General features: G+C 69.5%; 18 protein-coding genes. 12 read left to right on the top strand and 6 right to left on the bottom strand.

The genetic code is table 11. The annotated features are described in order from the left end of the window. The first annotated feature begins 40 nt into the window (after nt 1–40). From NJ4_RS15075 to NJ4_RS15055, 5 genes are all read left to right on the top strand, one after another. The gene (locus NJ4_RS15075; RefSeq protein WP_067436841.1) at nt 41–619 is read left to right on the top strand and encodes a histidine phosphatase family protein; all 579 of its coding nucleotides are present in this window, start codon (nt 41–43) and stop codon (nt 617–619) included. Between the two features lie 66 nt (nt 620–685). Next, the gene (locus NJ4_RS15070) at nt 686–1,318 is read left to right on the top strand and encodes a DUF6758 family protein (protein ID WP_067436837.1); all 633 of its coding nucleotides are present in this window, start codon (nt 686–688) and stop codon (nt 1,316–1,318) included. 73 nt (nt 1,319–1,391) lie between these two features. Beyond that, nucleotides 1,392–2,270 carry a PHP domain-containing protein gene (locus NJ4_RS15065; RefSeq protein ID WP_067436828.1) on the top strand — a complete coding sequence of 293 codons (879 nt, stop codon included), beginning with the start codon at nt 1,392–1,394 and terminating at the stop codon, nt 2,268–2,270. 84 nt (nt 2,271–2,354) lie between these two features. After that, nucleotides 2,355–3,134 (top strand): ParA family protein, encoded by a 780-nt coding sequence (locus NJ4_RS15060; protein ID WP_067436825.1) that lies wholly within the window; start codon nt 2,355–2,357, stop codon nt 3,132–3,134. Nucleotides 3,135–3,141: 7 nt separating this feature from the next. Further along, complete coding sequence (locus NJ4_RS15055; RefSeq protein ID WP_157551151.1) at nt 3,142–3,831, top strand: L,D-transpeptidase; 690 nt, start codon at nt 3,142–3,144, stop codon at nt 3,829–3,831. A 147-nt stretch (nt 3,832–3,978) separates the two neighbouring features. On the opposite strand, the gene NJ4_RS15050 is transcribed toward NJ4_RS15055, so the two are convergent. Then, nucleotides 3,979–5,391 carry a DEAD/DEAH box helicase gene (locus NJ4_RS15050; RefSeq protein ID WP_067436819.1) on the bottom strand — a complete coding sequence of 471 codons (1,413 nt, stop codon included), beginning with the start codon at nt 5,389–5,391 and terminating at the stop codon, nt 3,979–3,981. Nucleotides 5,392–5,565: 174 nt separating this feature from the next. Here NJ4_RS15050 and NJ4_RS15045 point away from each other — a divergent pair, with 174 nt between their 5' ends. From NJ4_RS15045 to NJ4_RS15035, 3 genes are all read left to right on the top strand, one after another. After that, complete coding sequence (locus tag NJ4_RS15045) at nt 5,566–6,267, top strand: ferritin-like fold-containing protein (RefSeq protein WP_067436816.1); 702 nt, start codon at nt 5,566–5,568, stop codon at nt 6,265–6,267. Nucleotides 6,268–6,399: 132 nt separating this feature from the next. Next, on the top strand, nt 6,400–6,924 hold the full coding sequence (locus NJ4_RS15040; RefSeq protein WP_067436813.1) for a MarR family winged helix-turn-helix transcriptional regulator: 525 nt from the start codon (nt 6,400–6,402) through the stop codon (nt 6,922–6,924). Next, entirely contained in the window at nt 6,921–8,486 is a 1,566-nt protein-coding gene (locus tag NJ4_RS15035; RefSeq protein ID WP_082748685.1) for an MDR family MFS transporter, read from the top strand. Before NJ4_RS15040 ends, NJ4_RS15035 begins: the two co-directional genes overlap by 4 nt. 33 nt (nt 8,487–8,519) lie before the next feature. Here NJ4_RS15035 and NJ4_RS15030 read toward each other — a convergent pair whose 3' ends face one another. The 4 genes from NJ4_RS15030 to NJ4_RS15015 all read right to left on the bottom strand — a co-directional run bounded on the left by NJ4_RS15030 (nt 8,520) and on the right by NJ4_RS15015 (nt 12,094). Beyond that, the gene (locus NJ4_RS15030) at nt 8,520–8,786 is read right to left on the bottom strand and encodes a GlsB/YeaQ/YmgE family stress response membrane protein (RefSeq protein ID WP_067436809.1); all 267 of its coding nucleotides are present in this window, start codon (nt 8,784–8,786) and stop codon (nt 8,520–8,522) included. A gap of 25 nt (nt 8,787–8,811) precedes the next feature. Further along, complete coding sequence (locus tag NJ4_RS15025) at nt 8,812–9,033, bottom strand: DUF3107 domain-containing protein (protein ID WP_067436806.1); 222 nt, start codon at nt 9,031–9,033, stop codon at nt 8,812–8,814. Between the two features lie 34 nt (nt 9,034–9,067). Continuing rightward, nucleotides 9,068–9,649, bottom strand: a complete 582-nt coding sequence (locus NJ4_RS15020; protein WP_067436803.1) for a TetR/AcrR family transcriptional regulator — start codon at nt 9,647–9,649, stop codon at nt 9,068–9,070. 180 nt (nt 9,650–9,829) lie between these two features. Then, the gene (locus tag NJ4_RS15015; protein WP_067436800.1) at nt 9,830–12,094 is read right to left on the bottom strand and encodes an immune inhibitor A domain-containing protein; all 2,265 of its coding nucleotides are present in this window, start codon (nt 12,092–12,094) and stop codon (nt 9,830–9,832) included. Between the two features lie 246 nt (nt 12,095–12,340). On the opposite strand from NJ4_RS15015, the gene moeZ reads away from it, so the two are divergent. The 4 genes from moeZ to NJ4_RS14995 all read left to right on the top strand — a co-directional run bounded on the left by moeZ (nt 12,341) and on the right by NJ4_RS14995 (nt 16,418). Next, nucleotides 12,341–13,558, top strand: coding sequence for an adenylyltransferase/sulfurtransferase MoeZ (gene moeZ / locus NJ4_RS15010; RefSeq protein ID WP_067436797.1), 1,218 nt, complete (start codon nt 12,341–12,343; stop codon nt 13,556–13,558). Between the two features lie 111 nt (nt 13,559–13,669). Further along, nucleotides 13,670–14,578: a serine protease family protein gene (locus tag NJ4_RS15005; RefSeq protein ID WP_245644583.1), complete on the top strand. Its 909-nt coding sequence runs from the start codon at nt 13,670–13,672 to the stop codon at nt 14,576–14,578. 102 nt (nt 14,579–14,680) lie between these two features. Beyond that, nucleotides 14,681–16,084 carry a hypothetical protein gene (locus NJ4_RS15000; RefSeq protein WP_157551150.1) on the top strand — a complete coding sequence of 468 codons (1,404 nt, stop codon included), beginning with the start codon at nt 14,681–14,683 and terminating at the stop codon, nt 16,082–16,084. 28 nt (nt 16,085–16,112) lie between these two features. Continuing rightward, nucleotides 16,113–16,418 (top strand): MGMT family protein, encoded by a 306-nt coding sequence (locus NJ4_RS14995; protein WP_067436790.1) that lies wholly within the window; start codon nt 16,113–16,115, stop codon nt 16,416–16,418. Nucleotides 16,419–16,524: 106 nt separating this feature from the next. Here NJ4_RS14995 and NJ4_RS14990 read toward each other — a convergent pair. Then, nucleotides 16,525–17,835: YlbE family protein (locus NJ4_RS14990; protein ID WP_067436787.1), on the bottom strand; the 1,311-nt coding region annotated here is incomplete at its 5' end.

The following is a 17,835-nucleotide window of genomic DNA, read 5'->3' as shown; positions in this document are numbered from 1 at the left end:
ACGCCATGGACACCGCGACGTTCAGAGGCAGAGGAAGGCCATGACCGAGGAGAGTGCCGAGGCACGCGAGGTGTGGTTGGTCCGTCACGGCGAGACGGAGTGGAGTCGCTCCGGACGGCACACGTCGGTGACCGATCTCGACCTGACCGCACACGGCGTCGAGGTGGCCCGGGGGCTCGGCGGCCGACTGGCCGGCACCCGGTTCGACCAGGTGCTGACCAGTCCACGCAAGCGGGCCAGATGCACCGCGGAGCTGGCCGGGTTCCCCGACGCAGAGCTCGACGACGACCTCGTCGAGTGGGAGTACGGCGACTACGAGGGCGTGACCACGGCGGAGATCCGGCGCACGTCCCCCGGATGGACCGTCTGGACGCATCCCGTGCCCGGTGGGGAGACGGCGGACCAGGTGGGCTCCCGGTTGGACCGTGTTGTCGGCCGGGCGCTCGCCGTCCGGGGACGCACGCTGGTGTTCGCCCATGGTCACTCCCTCCGAGTGCTGGCGGCGCGTTGGCTGGGGCTCCCGGCCACCGACGGCAGGCTGCTCCGCCTCGACACGTCCACGGTCTCGGTGCTCGGCTTCGAGCGGGAGACCGCGGTGGTGCTGCGCTGGAACGCCTGAGCCCGGCTGAGTCCGTTCGGGGGTGGAGCCTTGACGTCGCGCCCACCTGCACCGCACCGTTGAGGCGTGTCGTTGATCGCCGGCTGCCCACGGTGTGCCAACCGACTCGACGAGTCGGCGGACGGTTGGCGCTGCGAGCACCACGGCTACGTCCCGCCGCTCTGGTCGCCCGACGCCGCGTCCTACGACGGCTTCGGTGACCACCTGCGCCGCGCCGAGGACTTCCCGACGTACCTCCCCTGGCCGTTGGCCGGAGGGTGGCGGGTCACCGACTTCGGCGTCGTGCGCGGCAACGCCCGCGCCCGGGCGACGATGGTCTCGGTTGCCGGAAGCACCGAGCCCGACGGTCCGGTGGAGGTCCTGGTGGTGAGTGAGGAGCCGGGGACCGGCCTCGGTGCCCGGTGCGCGGGCACCGTGCACTCCGATCCGGGGGCGGAGATCATCGCCAGCCGGCCCACGGCGCGGGTGCGGCTCGATTCCCAGCCGGTGCCACTGTGGCCTGTCTCCACCGCAGAGCACGACCTGTCCCTGGACCGCAGTGTCGTGGCAGGGGAGGCGGGTGGGCGGTGGCTGTGGCTGGTGCTGCGTCCCGCATCGGCGGTCTTCCTGTTGACCGGTGACTGGCCCCTGGCCGACGTCTCCGGCATGGGGGCGCACCTGCTCGACGTGCCCTTCGGTGGACCGCCGCCCGGGTGGTGACCGGCCGGTCAGGTCCACCGCAGGACGACCCTGGCGACCGCCGGGCATCGGGAGGATGGCCTAGGCTGCCGGGGTGCGCATCGACCTCCACACGCATTCCCGTGCCAGCGACGGCACCCGCACTCCGGCGGAGGTGGTCCATGAGGCGGCGGCAGCGGGCCTCGACGTCGTGGCGCTGACCGACCACGACACCAGCGAGGGGTGGCCGGAGGCCGCTGAGGCGGCGGCGAAGGTGGGTCTGACCCTGGTGCGGGGCATGGAGATCAGCACCCGGCACAACGGGCAGGGCGTCCACCTCCTCGGCTACCTGCCCGACCCGACCTACCAGCCGCTGGTCGTGGCACTCCAGAGGATCCTCGACGGCCGCAACTCACGGATCCCCGCGATCATCGATCGGCTCAACGCCCTGGGCTACGAGATCACCGCCGCCGACGTACGCCGCGTGGCCGGCGAAGCCGCGGCCACCGGCCGCCCTCACGTCGCGGACGCGTTGATCGCGATGGGTGCGGTGCGTGACCGCGAGCAGGCCTTCGACGAGCTGCTGAGTCCGGGGCGCCCGGCGTACGTCGACCGCTACGCCGCGCCGCTGACGGAGATGATCCGGTTGGTCGGGGAGGCGGGCGGTGTCACCGTGATCGCCCACCCCTGGGGGCGTCACGACCCGTCGGGGATGACCCGCGACGACATCGCGGAGCTCGCCGCCCTCGGACTGGTCGGCGTGGAGGTCGACCACCAGGACCACGACAGCCGAGCCCGGGCCGAGCTGCGCGTCATCGCCGAGGACCTCGGGCTCGTGCGCACCGGATCCAGTGACTACCACGGAGCCGGGAAGAAGAACCACGGTCTGGGGTGCAACACCACCGACCCTGCCCAGTTCCAGCGCCTCATGGAGCTGGCTGCCACCGCTGCAGCCGACTCGGGTCGGCCCGCCCCCGAGCTGCTGCGACCGTGAGCACAGTTGGCTGAGTCACCCCGCCGGCGCCGGTGCGGCATGCCTGTGCCGCACGCCTGGCGCGGTCAGGCATGATGGGGCACGATGACCACCACAACGCTCGCGATCGCCAACCAGAAGGGCGGCGTCGCCAAGACCACGACCGTGGCCTCGCTGGGCGCCGCACTCGCCGAACTCGGCCACCGAGTCCTGCTCGTCGATCTCGACCCGCAGGCCTGTCTCACCTTCTCCCTCGGCATCGACCCCGAGGACCTCGAGCTCTCCGTGCACCACGTGCTGACCAAGGGGCTCGACGCGAGCGAGATCGTCATCGCCACCGAGGACGGCGTCGACCTCCTGCCGGCCACGATCGAGCTGGCCCGCGCCGAGGCCGACCTGCTGACCCGCACGGGTCGCGAGCACGTGATCAAAGGTGCCCTCGAGGACCTCGAGGAGTCCGGTGTGCACTACGACTGGGTGCTCCTGGACTGCCCTCCGTCCCTCGGGGTGCTCACGGTGGCCGCCCTCACCGCCGCCCAGGGCGTGCTGATCCCGCTGCAGTGCGAGACGCTCTCGCACCGCGGCGTCGGCCAGCTGCTGGACACGGTGCACGACGTCCGCAAGTTCACCAACCGCAAGCTCAAGGTGTGGGGCGTGCTCCCGACCCTGTTCGACGGACGCACCAACCACTCCCGAACGGTGCTCGAGACCATTTCCGAGACCTACGACCTGGCCGTCATCGAGCCGCCGATCCCGAAGACGATCAAGTTCGCCGAGGCCCCTGCGGCCGGGCGCTCGATCCTGTCCACGAACCGCAGCAACAAGGGTGCGATGGCCTACCGCGAGGTGGCCGCGAACCTGGTGAAGCTGCGGTCGGGCAAGTGAGTCTGTCGTGAGCCGTCACCGCATGGAGCCGATCCGGCCGCGCTACGGCCGGATCGTCGCCGTGGTGGCCTCGGTCATGGTGACCATGACCGCGGTGCTCGGCGGCCTGGGTGTGCTGCCGACCGGTGGGTCCGGTGCGGCCGCGCTCACCACCTCGGTCGGATCGGCGATGTCCTCGCAGAGCTCGCCGTCCCAGGACCAGTCCGCCGTCACCGATCAGCTCTCGAGCAACCGCAGCACCGCCCGGGTGCCGATGAAGTCGGTGTCGCGGGCCCCGGTCCTCGACGTCGACCCGGACGTCGCGCCGGCCGACTCGGGTGAGGGCAGGCGCGTGGTGTTCAGCCAGAACGATCAGCGGGTCTGGCTGATCTCCGACGACGACGAGGTCGAGCGCAGCTACCTCGTCTCGGGCAGTGTCTACGACAACCTGCAGCCCGGTTCGTACGCCGTGTTCTCGCGTTCCGAACAGGCGTGGGGCATCGACGACTCCGGCACCATGCGCTGGTTCGTCCGTTTCGCGCACGGTCCCAATGCGGCCATCGGCTTCCACGACATCCCGGTCGATGACGGTGCACCGGTCCAGACGCTCGAGCAGCTGGGCACGCCGCTGTCCCACGGATGCATCCGCCAGCGCACCGACGACGCCCGAGCCCTGTGGGACTTCGCCCCGATCGGCACCGAGGTCGTCGTCGTCTGACGCCGCAACGCCCTCGTGAGGCTCCGGCGTGACCTCCTGCGGTGCGGTTGTTCCCGCGACCGTGGTGCCGGACGTCCCCTGATCCTGAAATGACACCGACCCGCCGCGAGGAACTCGCGACGGGTCGGTGTGAGTCCTGGCGACCGGTCAGTCGGCCTGGGTGGTGTTCGCGGCGACCGACTCGCCGCTGCGGGTACGACGGCGGTTGCGGTTGCGCTTGCGCGGGGCGCTCGACTTCTCGCCACCCTCGGACGAGGCGGGACCCTGGCCCCCGTGGCCACCGGAACGGCGGCTGCGGTCCGCGTCACGGGTGGACGGCTTCTTCTCGACCGGCGCGGGGTCCTTGATGCGGCCCTTGGTGCCGACCGGGATGCCCTGGTCGTGGTAGAGGTGCTCGGACGTGGAGTAGGTCTCCTGCGGCTCCTCGAAGGGCAGACCGAGGGTCTTGTTGATGACCTTCCAGCGGGTCAGGTCGGCCCAGTCCACGAACGTGATCGCAGTGCCGGTGGCACCCGCTCGACCCGTGCGGCCGATGCGGTGCACGTAGGTCTTGTCGTCCTCGGGGCACGTGTAGTTGATGACGTGGGAGACGCCGGCCACGTCGATGCCTCGGGCGGCGACGTCGGTGGCGACCAGGACCTTGATCTTGTCCTCGCGGAAGCGTGTCATCGCCTTCTCGCGTGAGGACTGCTGCATGTCGCCGTGGAGCGGGCTGGCGTTGAAGCCGCGTTCGGTCAGGTCGTCGGCGATGCGCTGCGACTGGCGCTTGGTGCGGGTGAAGACGATGACCTTGTCGGCGTCGTCGGCCTGGAGGACGCGGCCGATGATCTCGGGCTTGTCGAGGCCGTGGGCCTGGTAGATGAACTGGGCCGTGGCCGGCACCATCTGGTCGTCCGAGGCGGACTCCGCGCGGATGTTCATCGGGTGGCGCATGTGCGTGCGGGCCAGGGCGATGATCGCGGCCGGCATGGTGGCCGAGAACAGCATGGTCTGCCGGGTCTCGGGGGTCATGCTGAGCAGGCGCTCGACGTCGGGCAGGAAGCCGAGGTCCAGCATCTCGTCGGCCTCGTCGAGCACGACGGACTTCACGTGGGAGAGGTCGAGGGCCCTGCGGTTGGCCAGGTCGATCAGGCGGCCCGGGGTGCCGACCACCACGTCGACGCCGGACTTGAGGGCGTCGAGCTGCGGGTCGTAGCCCACGCCGCCGTACACGGTGAGCACGCGGATGCCTCGGTCGGTGCCGGCCAGGTGGAGGTCGTTGGAGACCTGGAGCGCGAGCTCGCGGGTCGGGGCGACGATGAGGGCCTGGGGCTTGCCCTGCGCCATCTCGGCGTAGTCGGGGTCGTGGGCCGCGACGGTGCGCTGCAGGATCGGGATGCCGAAGGCCAGCGTCTTGCCGGTGCCGGTGCGGGCCTGGCCGATCATGTCGGTGCCCAGCAGTGCGACGGAGAGGGTCATCTCCTGGATGGGGAACGGCTCGACGATGCCGGCGCGTTCGAGGGCGTCTGCGATTTCGGGCAGCACGCCGAGTTCTCTGAAGGTGGTCAAGTGCGTATTCATTTCCGTGTGTAGGTCTGTGCGGCCGACTCCGGAGGCGGATCCGCCGCGCACATGCGCCGGCACCTGCGTCTGCTGGACGGGCCCTGGTGGGCGGGTCCCGGTGCGATGCCGAGAGGGGGGCGCGAACTTGGTCGCGCCACGCAATGACCTCAAGTCTATCGGTACGCTGCGAACATGACTGAATCCCCGACCGACGGCGACGGTGTTGCCTTCTCCGACCCGACCTACCGTGCCGCGGTCGTCGACCTGCTGGGAGTGATCGCGTACGGCGAGATCTCGGCCTTCGAGCGCCTTGCCGAGGACGCCAAGCTGGCGCCCACCCTCCAGGACAAGGTCGCCCTGGCCACGATGGCCAGTGCCGAGTTCGACAACGTGCTGAGGTTCCGGGAGCGACTGGAGTCCCTGGGTGCCGACCCGTTCGAGGCGATGGCGCCGTTCCGTCAGGCGGTGGACTCCTTCCACGCCCACACCTCGCCCTCGACGTGGCTGGAGGGCCTGGTCAAGGCGTACGTCGGGGACGGCCTGGCCCGGGACTTCTACGCCGAGATCGCAGCCTTCGTCGACGTCGACACCCGCGACCTGATCCTCACCTCGCTGGAGCGAACCACGCACAGTGAGTTCGTGGTCGAGCGGGTGCGCGAGGGGATCGTCGCCGATCACCGTGTGGGCGGCCCGCTGGCCCTGTGGGGTCGACGGCTGATGGGGGAGGCGCTCTCCCAGGCGCAGCGGGTCGCTGCCGACCGCGATGCCCTCTCGGCGTTGCTGGCCGGGGGTGTCGACCGCCCCGGGCTGGACCTCGCGGCGATCGGTCGGATGTTCAACCGGCTCACCGAGCGCCACGCGGCTCGGATGGCCGAGCTCGGCCTGGCCCACTGAGAGCGCGCCGTTGAGTCGGGCCGGCTGAGCGCGGCCTGCTGACCCGGACGATCCACGGGCTGATCGCCTGGTGGCGGACGTCACCCCTGCAGTTATTTGGTTGATGAAATCAATCGTTGCATAATGTTTGACATGGTCAAGCAATCCTCGGTGGGTGTGGAGAGGTCCGCGCACGCCGTCGCCTTCGAGGAGTTCGCCTCCAGCCTCTTCCGGTTCACCCGCACGATCCGGTCGACGGCGAACCTGTGGGTGCAGCTCCCCGGAGCCCTCAAGCGCTCCGACGTCACGATCTTGCGCACGCTCGCCGAGCACGGCGAGAGCCGACCCGGTTTCATCGCCGAGTCGCTCGGGGTCGGGCCCTCGGTGATCAGTCGCCAGCTGGTCGCGCTCGACGAGCAGCAGCTCGTCGTACGCCGTCGGGACCCCGAGGACGGTCGCGCCGAGCTGATCGCGCTGACCGAGGCCGGTCGCAGCCGACTGACCGCCATGCGGACGGCGTACGTCGCCGGCATGCAGGAGCACTTCACCGACTGGGACGAGGCCAAGGTCCACGCCGCCGCGGCACTGCTCGACGAGATCTCCGACCACATCGTGCCCGCCCTGGGGCGCGACACAGGTCGCACCACGCACGTGAACAACGACAAGGAACACCCATGAGCAACCAGCCCGTCTACGACGAGCCGAACCTGAGCCAGAAGGAGATCATGGAGGTCCTCGCGGGCCTGCTGTCGATGCTCTTCGTGGCCATGGTCAGCTCGACCATCGTCAGCACCGCGCTGCCGACGATCATCGGCGACCTGCACGGCAACCAGACCCAGTACACCTGGGTCGTGACCATCACGCTGTTGATGATGACGGTCTCCAGCCCGATCTGGTCGAAGCTGTCCGACCTGTTCGACAAGAAGCTGCTGGTCCAGATCTCCGGCGTGATCTTCCTGCTGGGATCGCTGGCCGCGGGCTTCGCCGACAACGTGCCGCAGCTGCTCTGCGCCCGTGGCCTCCAGGGGCTCGGCGTCGGAGGCCTGATGGCACTGGCACAGTCCATCCTCGGTTCGATCATCCCGCCGCGTGAGCGCGGCCGCTACAGCGGCTACATGGCCGCCACGATGGCCGTGGCCACGGTCTCGGGACCGTTGCTCGGTGGCCTCTTGGTCGACACGCTCGGCTGGCGCTGGTGCTTCTGGGCGGCGGTCCCGATCTCGTTGGTCGGACTCGGCATGCTGCAGAAGTTCCTCCACCTCGACACCGTGCGTCGCGACGTGCACATCGACTGGTGGGGCGCGGGCCTGATCGCCGTCGCCGCCAGCCTTCCCCTGGTCTGGGTCTCGTTCGCCGGCAAGAACTTCGACTGGGCCTCGCGTGAGACGGGCTACCTCCTGGTGCCCGCCGTGCTCGCGGTGATCGCGCTCGTCTTCGTGGAGCGCAGCCACCCGGAGCCGCTGATCCCGCCGAAGATCCTGCTCGAGAAGACGACCATGCTCGCCATCGTGGCCAGCATCGCGGTCGGCATCGCGCAGTTCGGTACGTCGGTCTTCCTCAGCCAGTTCTTCCAGGTGGCCCAGGGCTTCACGCCCACCGAGGCCGGCTTGCTGATGCTGCCGCTGATCCTCGGCAGCATGGTCGGCGCGACCGTGTCGGGCCAGCTGATCACGCGCACCGGGATCTGGAAGCCCTACATGCTCGCCGGCACCGTGATCCTGATCGCCGGCCTGATGTTGATGGGCCCCACCGACCACACGACCCCGGTGTGGCACCTCAGCGCCTACATGATCCTGATGGGCGTCGGTCAGGGCACGCTGATGCAGAACCTGGTGCTCGTCGTGCAGAACACGGTCGACGTACGCGACATCGGCGCGGCCAGTGGCGTGGTCAGCTTCTTCCGCTCGCTCGGCGGCACCGTCGGCATCGCCGTGCTCGGCGCGATCCTGACCAACCGGGTCGGCGACCACATCGCGTCCGGGCTGCAGGCCAAGGGCCTCCCGGTGCCTGACGACGCCACCGGTGGCGGCAACCTCGACCTCGACAAGGTTCCGGAGCCGTTCCTGACCATCATCCGGCACGCCTACGGCGACAGCACCGGCTACATCTTCGTGGTGGCAGGTGTCATCGCGGTGATCACGCTGGTGGCGGTGTGGATGATGCCGGTCACCGAGTTGCGCACCACGGTGCGCAAGGAGGAGAAGGAAGACGCGCTCGGCCTGGAGCAGGCCATCGACTGACGGACTCCCTGCCGAAACGGCGCGGCGACTGGCTCAGCGTCGCCGGCCGGTGAGGCCTGCCGCGATCATCACCAGGATCGCGGCGGTCACGATCTGCCAGATGTGGCGCCACCAGTCCACGCCACCGGTGCTGGAGTCGAAGAACTGGGTGTAGGCCCAGGTCCCGATCAGCACACCACCGATGCCGCAGATGACAGTGAGCCAGAGGGGGATGTTGTCCCGGTCTCCGGGTGCCGCTGCCTTGCCCAGGAATCCGATGACAGTGCCCCCGATCAGCGCCCACAGCATGTCGATGACCATCTGATGTCCTCTCGAGGGGGTCCGTTCAGGAGCGGAACCCGACCTGGCCCGCGGCCCCGGTGCCGATCTCGACGTAGGCGAGTCGGGCGGCCGGCACGAGCACCCGGCGTCCCTTGATGTCGGTGAGCGCCACGACTCCGTCGGCGGTGACCGCTTCGCTGACCAGCTTCTCGACCTCGTCGACCTCGAGCTCGACGTCGACGACGAGCTCTCGCTGAGCCTGCTGGATGCCGATCTTGACCTCCATGGCGGGGGCCTTCCTCTCTGTTCGTGTGGGTGTTTCAGTCTTGAAGGGGGTAGCCGCGAATGCCGCGCCAGGCCAACCCGGCGATCAGGCTGGCGGCGTCTTCGCGGTCGATGCTCGAGGAGTCGGTGAGCCAGTAGCGGGCACTGACCTGGGCCATGCCGACCAAGGACACTGCGAGCAGGTGAGACGCCTCGCCGGGGAGCGCGGTGTCCTCGTGGATCACGTCCGCGATCAGCTCGGCGCACTCACGGGTCACCCGCTCGACCTGGTCGCGGACGGCGGGCTCGTTGGTCAGGTCGGACTCGAAGACCAGACGGAATGCACCGGTCTCGGAGGAGACGTACTCGAAGAAGGCCGCCATGGTCGCGCCCACGCGCAGCTTGTTGTCCTCGGTGGACTCGAGCGCGGCGCGGCAGTTGGCGATGATGGTCTCGCACGACGTGTCCAGGAGCGCGAGGTAGAGGTCGAGCTTGCCGGGGAAGTGCTGGTAGAGCACGGGCTTGGAGACGCCGGCGCGATCGGCGATCTCGTCCATCGCGGCCGCGTGGTAGCCCTGGGCGACGAACACCTCCAGCGCCGCACCGAGCAGCTGCGCCCGGCGTGCCTTGCGCGGCATGCGCCCGCCGCGGGGGCGAACCTCACCCAGGTCGTCGTGCCCACTGCTCAATGCATGCTCCTCGTTCCGGTGCGATGGCGTCGCCTGCCCGTCGACGGAAGCCTACCCGTAGGTACTGGTCGGCCCCGCCTGCCCGGTGGGTTCCGGGCGGACGGGGCCGACACAGTGGGTGAGCTCAGGTCACGGGTTGTCGACCTGGACAGTCAGCACGTCGCCCTGCCGTGCCGTCACGGTGGCAGTGACCCCGACCCCGGCCACCTTCACGGAGTTCTGCGGGTTGGCCGCACTCCAGTAGGCCTCGGGGTCGCTGTCGTCGAACGTCGCGATGCCCGGCGACGAGGGCGCGCATGCCTCGTACGTCGTACCGTCGGCGCCCTGCTTGTGCAGGCAGACGTCGTCGGTGGCCTGCAGGCCGAACGTGGCGTCGAACGGCTGGCGGCGGTTGGTGGGCATGGTCCCGTCACCGAAGGTCATCGGTGCGGGCCGGGCATCGACCGGCAACGCGTAGCCCTCGCCCGGGTGGGCGGAGACGTTGTTGTCGGTGAACCGGTTGTCGACCAGCCACACCAGCATGCCGTCCTGGAACGGGAAGTGCTCGACCCAGTTCGGGCGGGTGACACCCTCGGAGAACTGGTAGGGACCGACCTGCAGGGTGGCGTCGTAGCCGACATAGGCACGGTTCTCGAGCAGGTAGTAACGGGTGGAGGTCTTGGTCTCCGTGCCCGTCGAGACCGACCAGCCCTTGGCCGTCCAGCCGTTGTCGCCGGCCTCGGCGCCGTCGGTGAAGGCGTAGTCCCGGCCGGCCTTGATCGAGACCTCGTCGATGAACGCGCCGGCCTCGTTGACGCCGCCGTCGGTCTGGTAGCGGAACCGGAACAGCGAGGGCTGCCCACCGGCCTGGTAGGCCAGCTTCAGGCTGGCCCAGTCCTTCGAGTTCCCGGTGAACGGCCGCCCGATCTGCGTCCAGGTCGCGCCGTTGTCGAGGGAGTACTCCGCGTAGAGGTAGTCGTAGCCGTCCTCGATCTGGTACCAGGAGCTGGCCGACACGGACACCCGTGATGCGGCCGGGACCTCACGCGTCAGCGTGTTGTTCAGCTGATCGCCGCGGCCGGACCACCACGCGTGCGCACCTTCGGGCGGCGTGGTGTAGGCGTTGGTCACCGATGCGTCCGGCAGGTTGACCTTGATCGCCTGGTCCTGGCCCTCGTAGGTGTGCTGCGACGGACCGAGGTCGAAGGTTCCGGACTCGCCGGCGTTCACCTCGGAGTAGTCCAGCCAACCGAGGTAGAGCTTCTCCTCCGGCCCCATCAGGCCGGGCGTGCCGCCGATGCCGTCGGCGACGCCGCCGTGGCCCAGCCACGAGCCCGAGGACATCAGGGTCCAGAACGCGGTGCCGTTCTCGCCACCCGCGGTGTCGTAGTAGTCCGGCAGACCCAGGTCGTGGCCGAACTCGTGGGCGAACACGCCGAGGCCGCCGTTCTCCGGCTCGACGGTGTAGTCGCCGACGAAGTACTTCGAGTCGCCGATCTTCGCGCCGCCGTACAGGTTGGGGGTGCCACCAACCTCGGGACCGGTCACGCCGTAGTCGGTGGCGTTGACGAACCAGCGGTGCGACCAGATCGCATCGGGGTCGGCGCCGGCTTCCTCACCCTCACCGGCGTGCACCGCCTGGAAGTGGTCGAGGTAGCCGTCGGGCTCGTTGAAGTCACCGTCGCCGTCGAAGTCGTAACGGTCCCACTCGTCGAACTGTGCGAGGTAGGCGTCGATCTCCGCCGTGGTCTTCCCTGCCGCCACCTGCCCGGCGTACCAGGCGTTGAGGCTGTCCTGGATGAAGGCCCACGAGCCGCCGTCGTCCTCGATCGCGTTGTCGCCGTAGGAGGACGCGTTGCCCGGCACCGTCACCCAGTCGCTGACGGTGTTGACCGCGGTGTAGCGGCCGCTGGAGAGCTGGGAGTAGAAGTTCTTGAACGACTCACCGTCGCCGTTGAACATCTCTTCGTAGTGAGCCTGGTTGAAGTCCGGGGCCCAGATCGTGGAGTTGTCGACGGCCCGGTCGGGCTCGGGGATCGCGTTGTGCAGCGGGCCGGGGGTGCGGCCGAAGCGTCCGGATCCCTCGGTGCCGAACTCGGCGAGGACAGTGAAGATCTTGTCCTCCTTCTCGATCGGGAACTCGACGTACTCGCCGTTGCCGAGGTCGACGGTGGCGCCTCCGCCCGGCTGCTTCTGGAGAGTGGCGGTGCCGTTGCTGAGCATGGCCAGCGCCTTCTGACGCTGCTTCTGCTGCTCCCGGGTCTTGGGGCCCTTGTGGTTGTCGTGCTTGGTCTTCGCGATCGAGTCCGACGCCTGTGGGGTGGGGCTCGGTGCAGCTGTGCCGGACGGGAGCATGGTCATGCTCAACGCCAGCGCGGCGGTTCCGGCCAGGAGGCCGGGTGCCAACTTCTTCACGTGTCTGCCTTTCCGAGAGGAGATCCGATCCTGCCGAGGACGGCAGTGTGGACGGGACCGAACGGTCCTGAGAGGACTTTTGTCCTGAACTTGCGGTCAAGGCAAGAGGCTGACGAAGATTTTGTTGGTTCCGACCTCGTCCGGATGACGGGACGTGACCGGTGTTCGACCCGGCCGCGGGGAACATGGAGGCCGTACGTTGCGTTGCACCGGTGTCAGCACACATTGCCGTCCGAGGAGAGTCCCGTGTCCTATCCCGCGCTCGTGGAGCCAGCCGCCGAGCTGACCATCGACGAGGTCCGCCGCTACAGCCGGCACCTGATCATTCCCGACGTCGGCATGTCCGGGCAGAAGCGGCTCAAGAACGCCAAGGTTCTCGTCATCGGCGCCGGCGGCCTCGGCTCCCCGGCGATGCTCTACCTGGCCGCCGCCGGTGTCGGCACGATCGGCATCGCGGAGTTCGACGAGGTCGACGAGTCGAACCTCCAGCGCCAGGTCATCCACGGCCAGTCCGACATCGGCCGGCCGAAGTCGGAGTCGGCGCGTGACTCCATCAAGGAGATCAACCCGCACGTCAACGTGGTCATCCACGAGGGTCGCCTCGACAACGACAACGTCCTGGGCGTCTTCGAGGGCTACGACCTGATCCTCGACGGCACCGACAACTTCGCCACCCGCTACATGGTCAACGATGCGGCCTACTTCCTGAAGATCCCCTACGTGTGGGGCTCGATCTACCGCTTCGACGGCCAGGCGTCCGTCTTCTGGCCGCACGCGGTCACCGAGGACGGCACGTCGGCCGAGGCACCCTGCTACCGCTGCCTCTACCCCGAGCCCCCGCCGCCGGGCATGGTCCCGTCGTGCGCCGAGGGCGGCGTGCTCGGTGTGCTCTGCGCGGCCATCGGCTCGATCCAGGTCAACGAGGGCATCAAGCTGCTCACCGGCATCGGCGACCCGCTGGTCGGCAAGCTGATGATCTATGACGCACTCGAGATGGAGTACCGCAAGCTGAAGGTCCGCAAGGACCCCAACTGCGCGCTCTGCGGCGAGAACGCCACCGTGACCGAGCTGATCGACTACGACGCGTTCTGCGGCGCGATCTCCGAGGAGGCGGCCGACGCTGCGGTCGGTTCGACGATCTCGGTGACCCAGCTCGAGCACATGATCAAGGAGAAGGAGAGCGGCGGCGCCGACTTCCTGCTCGTCGACGTGCGTGAGCCCAACGAGGCCGAGATCAACAACATCCCCGGTGCCGTGTTGATCCCGAAGGGCGAGTTCCTCAACGGCAACGCGCTCGAGCAGCTGCCCTCCGACAAGCAGATCGTGCTGCACTGCAAGTCCGGCGTCCGCTCGGCCGAGTGCCTGGCGATCGTCAAGGGCGCCGGCTACGAGAACGCCGTGCACGTCGGTGGCGGCGTGGTGGCCTGGGTCAACCAGGTCGACCCCAGCCAGCCGTCGTACTGACTGACTGACCCCAGCGACCCCATGGCCCGATCGGGCCATGGGGTCGTAACCATTTCGAGCCAGGGGTCGTTGGTGGAGATATCCCCACACACCGACTGGAGGACGCATCTCATGCGTTTCACCCCGAAGTTCACCCCGGCTCGCCTGATCGTCGGCGCAGTCGCAGCAGCCAGCACCGTCGCCATGGCGGTCACCGTGATGCCTGCCCAGGCGGCCACCTCTGCGGCCACCTCGGTGGTCACCCCCCAGACTTGGGCCCCGGCGGAGACCGCCGCGATCCACCCCGGCGTCCAGACCTACACGTCGGGCGGCCAGTGCACCGCCAACTTCGTCTTCACCGACGACGCCGGCAACGTCTACCTCGGCCAGGCGGCCCACTGCTCGGGAACCGGAGAGGCCACCGACACCAACGGGTGTGACTCCGGGACCCTGCCGCTCGGCACCAAGGTCACCTTCAACGAGGGCGGCAGCCTGCTCTCCGAGGGCACCCAGGTCGGGTCCGGGACCCTTGCCTACAGCAGCTGGAACACCATGCATGCCGTGGGTGAGACAGACGCCAACACGTGCGCCTACAACGACCTGGCACTGGTCAAGGTGAGCGCCTCCGACGTCGCCAAGGTGAACCCGTCGGTTCCGTTCTGGGGTGGCCCGGTCGGCATCAACACCACCGGCACCGCAACCGGCGACAAGGTCTACTCCTACGGCAACTCCAGCCTGCGTGGCGGCATCACCCTGCTCTCGCCCAAGACCGGGATCAGCCTCGGCGACGACGCTGCGGACGGCGGCTGGTCGCACCCGCTCTACACGCTGACCCCCGGCGTCCCCGGTGACTCGGGCAGCGCGTTCCTGGACGCCGAGGGCAAGGCCGTCGGCACGCTCTCCACGCTCGGCCTGGCGCCGCTGCCGTTGTCGAACAACATCGGCGACCTCTCCCGCGAGCTTGCCTATGCGCAGCAGCACTCCGGGATCCCGGGGCTGCGCCTGGTCCCCGGCACCGAGCCGTTCGAGCCTGTGCTCTGACCTCCTGACCCACGTCACGGCCCCCGCCCGGCGAGCACCGGGTGGGGGCCGTGTCGTGTCCGGCCAACGGAACCGCCCCCGTTCGTCGTACGTCGTACCCGCATGAGATCTCTGACTCTTCTCGGGACCCGACTGGTGCTGGTGGGGGCGATGCTCGGCGTCGTCGCGTGCACGGGTGATGAGCCCGCCTGCGCGTGCGGTGATCCCGGCCGTCCCGTGGTGAGGGCCGGGCAGGGAGTCGGCGCCGGCCACACGACGTACGCCGTGGTGCACGGCGGCCGGACGGCGTACGTCGTCGACCGGGAGAGCACGGTCGTCGACGAGGTGAGGCTGCCCGAGCACGCGGTGATCCGGCAGGCGGTGCCGGGGACGGTCAGCTTCTTCGGGGACGACACGATCTGGAACCTCGATCTCAGCGAGGGCACCGTCGACACGATCGATGGGCTGGACGGGGACCCGTCACGGCTGGAGGACGGCCAGCGCCTGGTCGTGCACACCGAGACCCAGGGCGATGCGTCCGACGGGTCCGTTGGGTCCGACCAACCGGGTCCCGAGAAGTTCGTCTCGGTGCAGGACGTGCTCACCGGCGACGTCGAGACGGCCGAGTCGCTGCTCGACGGACCGGCCGAGGTGGTCGCCCGGGTCGGTGACCTGATGGTGCTGGAACGGGAGGGCAGCGGCGGGCTGCTCGCCCTCCGCCTCGACAAGCCGATCGGGACGCCGGTCGAGCTGCCGACCGACGACGTCGAGGAGATCGGCTTCTCGGCGGACGGTCACACGGCCGCGACGTCCGTGGAGGGGAGCCTCTGGCTCGGGGACACCTCGGCTGAGCTGGACGCCGTGGGCCGGGAGGACGGCACGGTGCTCGGTGTCGTGGGTCGCTCCGCGCTGGTCGACCCGGGGGCCGGCCTGGTCCTCCTGGGACGGAACGGCCGTGCGCGCTCGGTGCAGGGAGCGGTCGAGGATCTGGAGCTCCAGGACCCGTCGGGCCTGCTGCGTCGTGGGGAGGACGATGCTCCGGTCTGGTACCGGCTCTCCGGAACACACCTGATCGAGCTGCGCGCGGTCCGCGGGATGGGCCTGGAGCTGGCCGACTCGTCCGGTTGGTGGTTCTCCACCGCCGGGCAGACCGCTCCGCTGAGCCGCACACCGCTGGTGGCCGTCGACCCTGCAACCGGCGGGGCCCACCCGGTCGTGGGAGACCTGGCTCAGCTCGCGGCCCTCGCCGACGGTGCCGAGCACGTCGGCGGGCGCTACCGGGCGGCACCGTTCCCCACCGAGAACGGCTTCACCGAGCTTGCGCTCGCCGATGCGGCGACTGGGAGGGTTGTCTCCGTCGACGAGCAGAATCCGATCACGATCGCACCCGAGGGAGGCCTGATCGCCTCCACGACCCTGCAGGGGCCGACCATCACCACCTTCACCGGTGGAAGTCAGCGCGTGGTCCCGGTCTTCGACATCGACGAGGACGCCGAGTCCTGGGACTACCACTGGGTGCGCAGCTGAGGGATGCCATCGCCCTAGTCTTGGTCACGTGAACGAGGAGTACGTCGAGGCAGTGCTGCAGTACGTCGAGCGCGTGCCGCGCGGACGCGTGACGACGTACGGTGCGGTGGCCGACGTCGTCGGCGAGATCCTGGGCATCGGTGGACCGCGGCTGGTCGGCAACGTGATGGCGCTGCACGGCGGGCCGGTGCCGTGGTGGCGGGTGGTCCGCGCCGACGGGTCCCTGCCGCCGAGCCACCAGGACGAGGCGCGGCAGTGCTACCTGGAGGAGAACACCCCGATGCGCCCCTCCGGGAAGGTCGACCTGAAGGCCGCCTTCTGGCAGCCCGCGTGACCTGTCGGACGAGGTTCGTCGACGAACTGGCGACGGGTCACCCCGAACTGGCGACGGGTCAGCCCGAACTCGCGACGGGTCAGCCCGAACTCGCGACGGGTCGACGTCAGCTGGGGTTGCGAGCCCGGGCTCGGGCCGCGAGCTCGGCCAGTGCCTGCGGGAAGATCTCGGCCGGGGGAGTCACGAGTCCGGCGCCCACCTGTCCGATGCCGGCCACCTTGCCGGCCATGCCTGTGTTGATCTGCGGCAGGATGCCGGTGCGGCAGACCAGGCTGACGTCGATGCCGCTGGGCACGCCCCGGAACTCGAGCACCGGGATCGACCAGCGCGGGTTCTCCCCGAGGGTGATCTCGTGCATCCGGCGGGTGGTGGCGAGGGCGTCGGGCACGCTGCCGCCGACCAGGCGCACGATGGCCGGTGCGGTCGCCATCGCGAAGCCGCCGATGCCGGCGGTCTCGGTGATGGCGGAGTCGCCGATGTCGGGGTTGGCGTCGTCGGGGCCGTAGTCACCGAGGAAGAGCCCGTCGGCCACCTGGGCCGGTCCGGTGAACCACTGGTCGCCGGTGCCGGAGGTCTGGATGCCGAACTCGGTGCCGTTGCGGGCCATCGCCACGACCATCGTGGATCCGTTGACGCCCCGCGCCGCGTCGAGGGCGAGCTTGCAGGTCGGCATCGCCACGTTGAGGAAGAAGTGGTCGTTGCCGCCGATGAAGCGCAGGGCCGCGGCGACGTCTGCGGATGGGAACCCGGCATCGACCATCGCCGGGGCCAGGTCGCGCAGCAGCATCAGCGTGCCGGCGCGGTTGCGGTTGTGTGCCTCGTCGCCCATCTGGAGCATCTGGGTGAGGATGCCGGTCGCGTCGACCGGACCACTGCTGCGCACCGCCTTCTGCAGGACCGGCCCCAGGACCGCCGACATCCAGCGCAACCGCTCGAGGACTTCGGGCGAGTAGGCGCCGTAGCGCAGCACCTTGCCCAGGCCCTCGTTGAGTGAGCAGTGGGCCCGCTTGCCGGTGGCCGGGTCCTCGAGGACGAACATCCACATCGACGGCGTCACCACGCCCGCCATCGGCCCGACGGTGCCGCGGTGGTGGCACGGCTCGAGCGAGACCCCGGCACCGGACTCGAAGAGCGCCACTGCCGCCTCGGGATCGTCGACCAGGCCCTCGAGCGCGGCGCCGGCCATCAGGCCACCGCGCAGGGGACCGGAGGCCGTTTCCCACCCGATCGGCGGCCCGGCGTGCAGGAACTCGCCGCGGTGCAGGTCGAGGACCTCCGAGGCCGGCGCCACGTCGACCAGCAGGGCCTGGACCCCGAGCATCGCCGCCAGGGCCTGGTCGTTGGCCGCCTTGCGCAACGGGTCGGCGGCCACGGTGGCGAGATCGGCCTCGGTGCCGGGCATCGGCGGCCGCCAGTC

Source organism: Nocardioides jensenii JCM 1364 = NBRC 14755, from assembly GCF_001552535.1.
Classification (GTDB): domain Bacteria; phylum Actinomycetota; class Actinomycetes; order Propionibacteriales; family Nocardioidaceae; genus Nocardioides; species Nocardioides jensenii.
This window is presented reverse-complemented; position numbering and strand designations above follow the sequence as displayed.

Coding starts and splice junctions, on each gene's coding strand:
- NJ4_RS15075 (WP_067436841.1), top strand. CDS start 41: ATGACCGAGGAGAGTGCCGAGGCACGCGAGGTGTGGTTGGTCCGTCAC.
- NJ4_RS15005 (WP_245644583.1), top strand. CDS start 13,670: ATGCGTTTCACCCCGAAGTTCACCCCGGCTCGCCTGATCGTCGGCGCA.
- NJ4_RS15035 (WP_082748685.1), top strand. CDS start 6,921: ATGAGCAACCAGCCCGTCTACGACGAGCCGAACCTGAGCCAGAAGGAG.
- NJ4_RS15060 (WP_067436825.1), top strand. CDS start 2,355: ATGACCACCACAACGCTCGCGATCGCCAACCAGAAGGGCGGCGTCGCC.
- NJ4_RS15040 (WP_067436813.1), top strand. CDS start 6,400: ATGGTCAAGCAATCCTCGGTGGGTGTGGAGAGGTCCGCGCACGCCGTC.
- NJ4_RS15045 (WP_067436816.1), top strand. CDS start 5,566: ATGACTGAATCCCCGACCGACGGCGACGGTGTTGCCTTCTCCGACCCG.
- NJ4_RS15030 (WP_067436809.1), bottom strand. CDS start 8,786: ATGGTCATCGACATGCTGTGGGCGCTGATCGGGGGCACTGTCATCGGA.
- NJ4_RS15050 (WP_067436819.1), bottom strand. CDS start 5,391: ATGAATACGCACTTGACCACCTTCAGAGAACTCGGCGTGCTGCCCGAA.
- NJ4_RS15000 (WP_157551150.1), top strand. CDS start 14,681: ATGAGATCTCTGACTCTTCTCGGGACCCGACTGGTGCTGGTGGGGGCG.
- NJ4_RS15020 (WP_067436803.1), bottom strand. CDS start 9,649: ATGCCGCGCAAGGCACGCCGGGCGCAGCTGCTCGGTGCGGCGCTGGAG.
- NJ4_RS15025 (WP_067436806.1), bottom strand. CDS start 9,033: ATGGAGGTCAAGATCGGCATCCAGCAGGCTCAGCGAGAGCTCGTCGTC.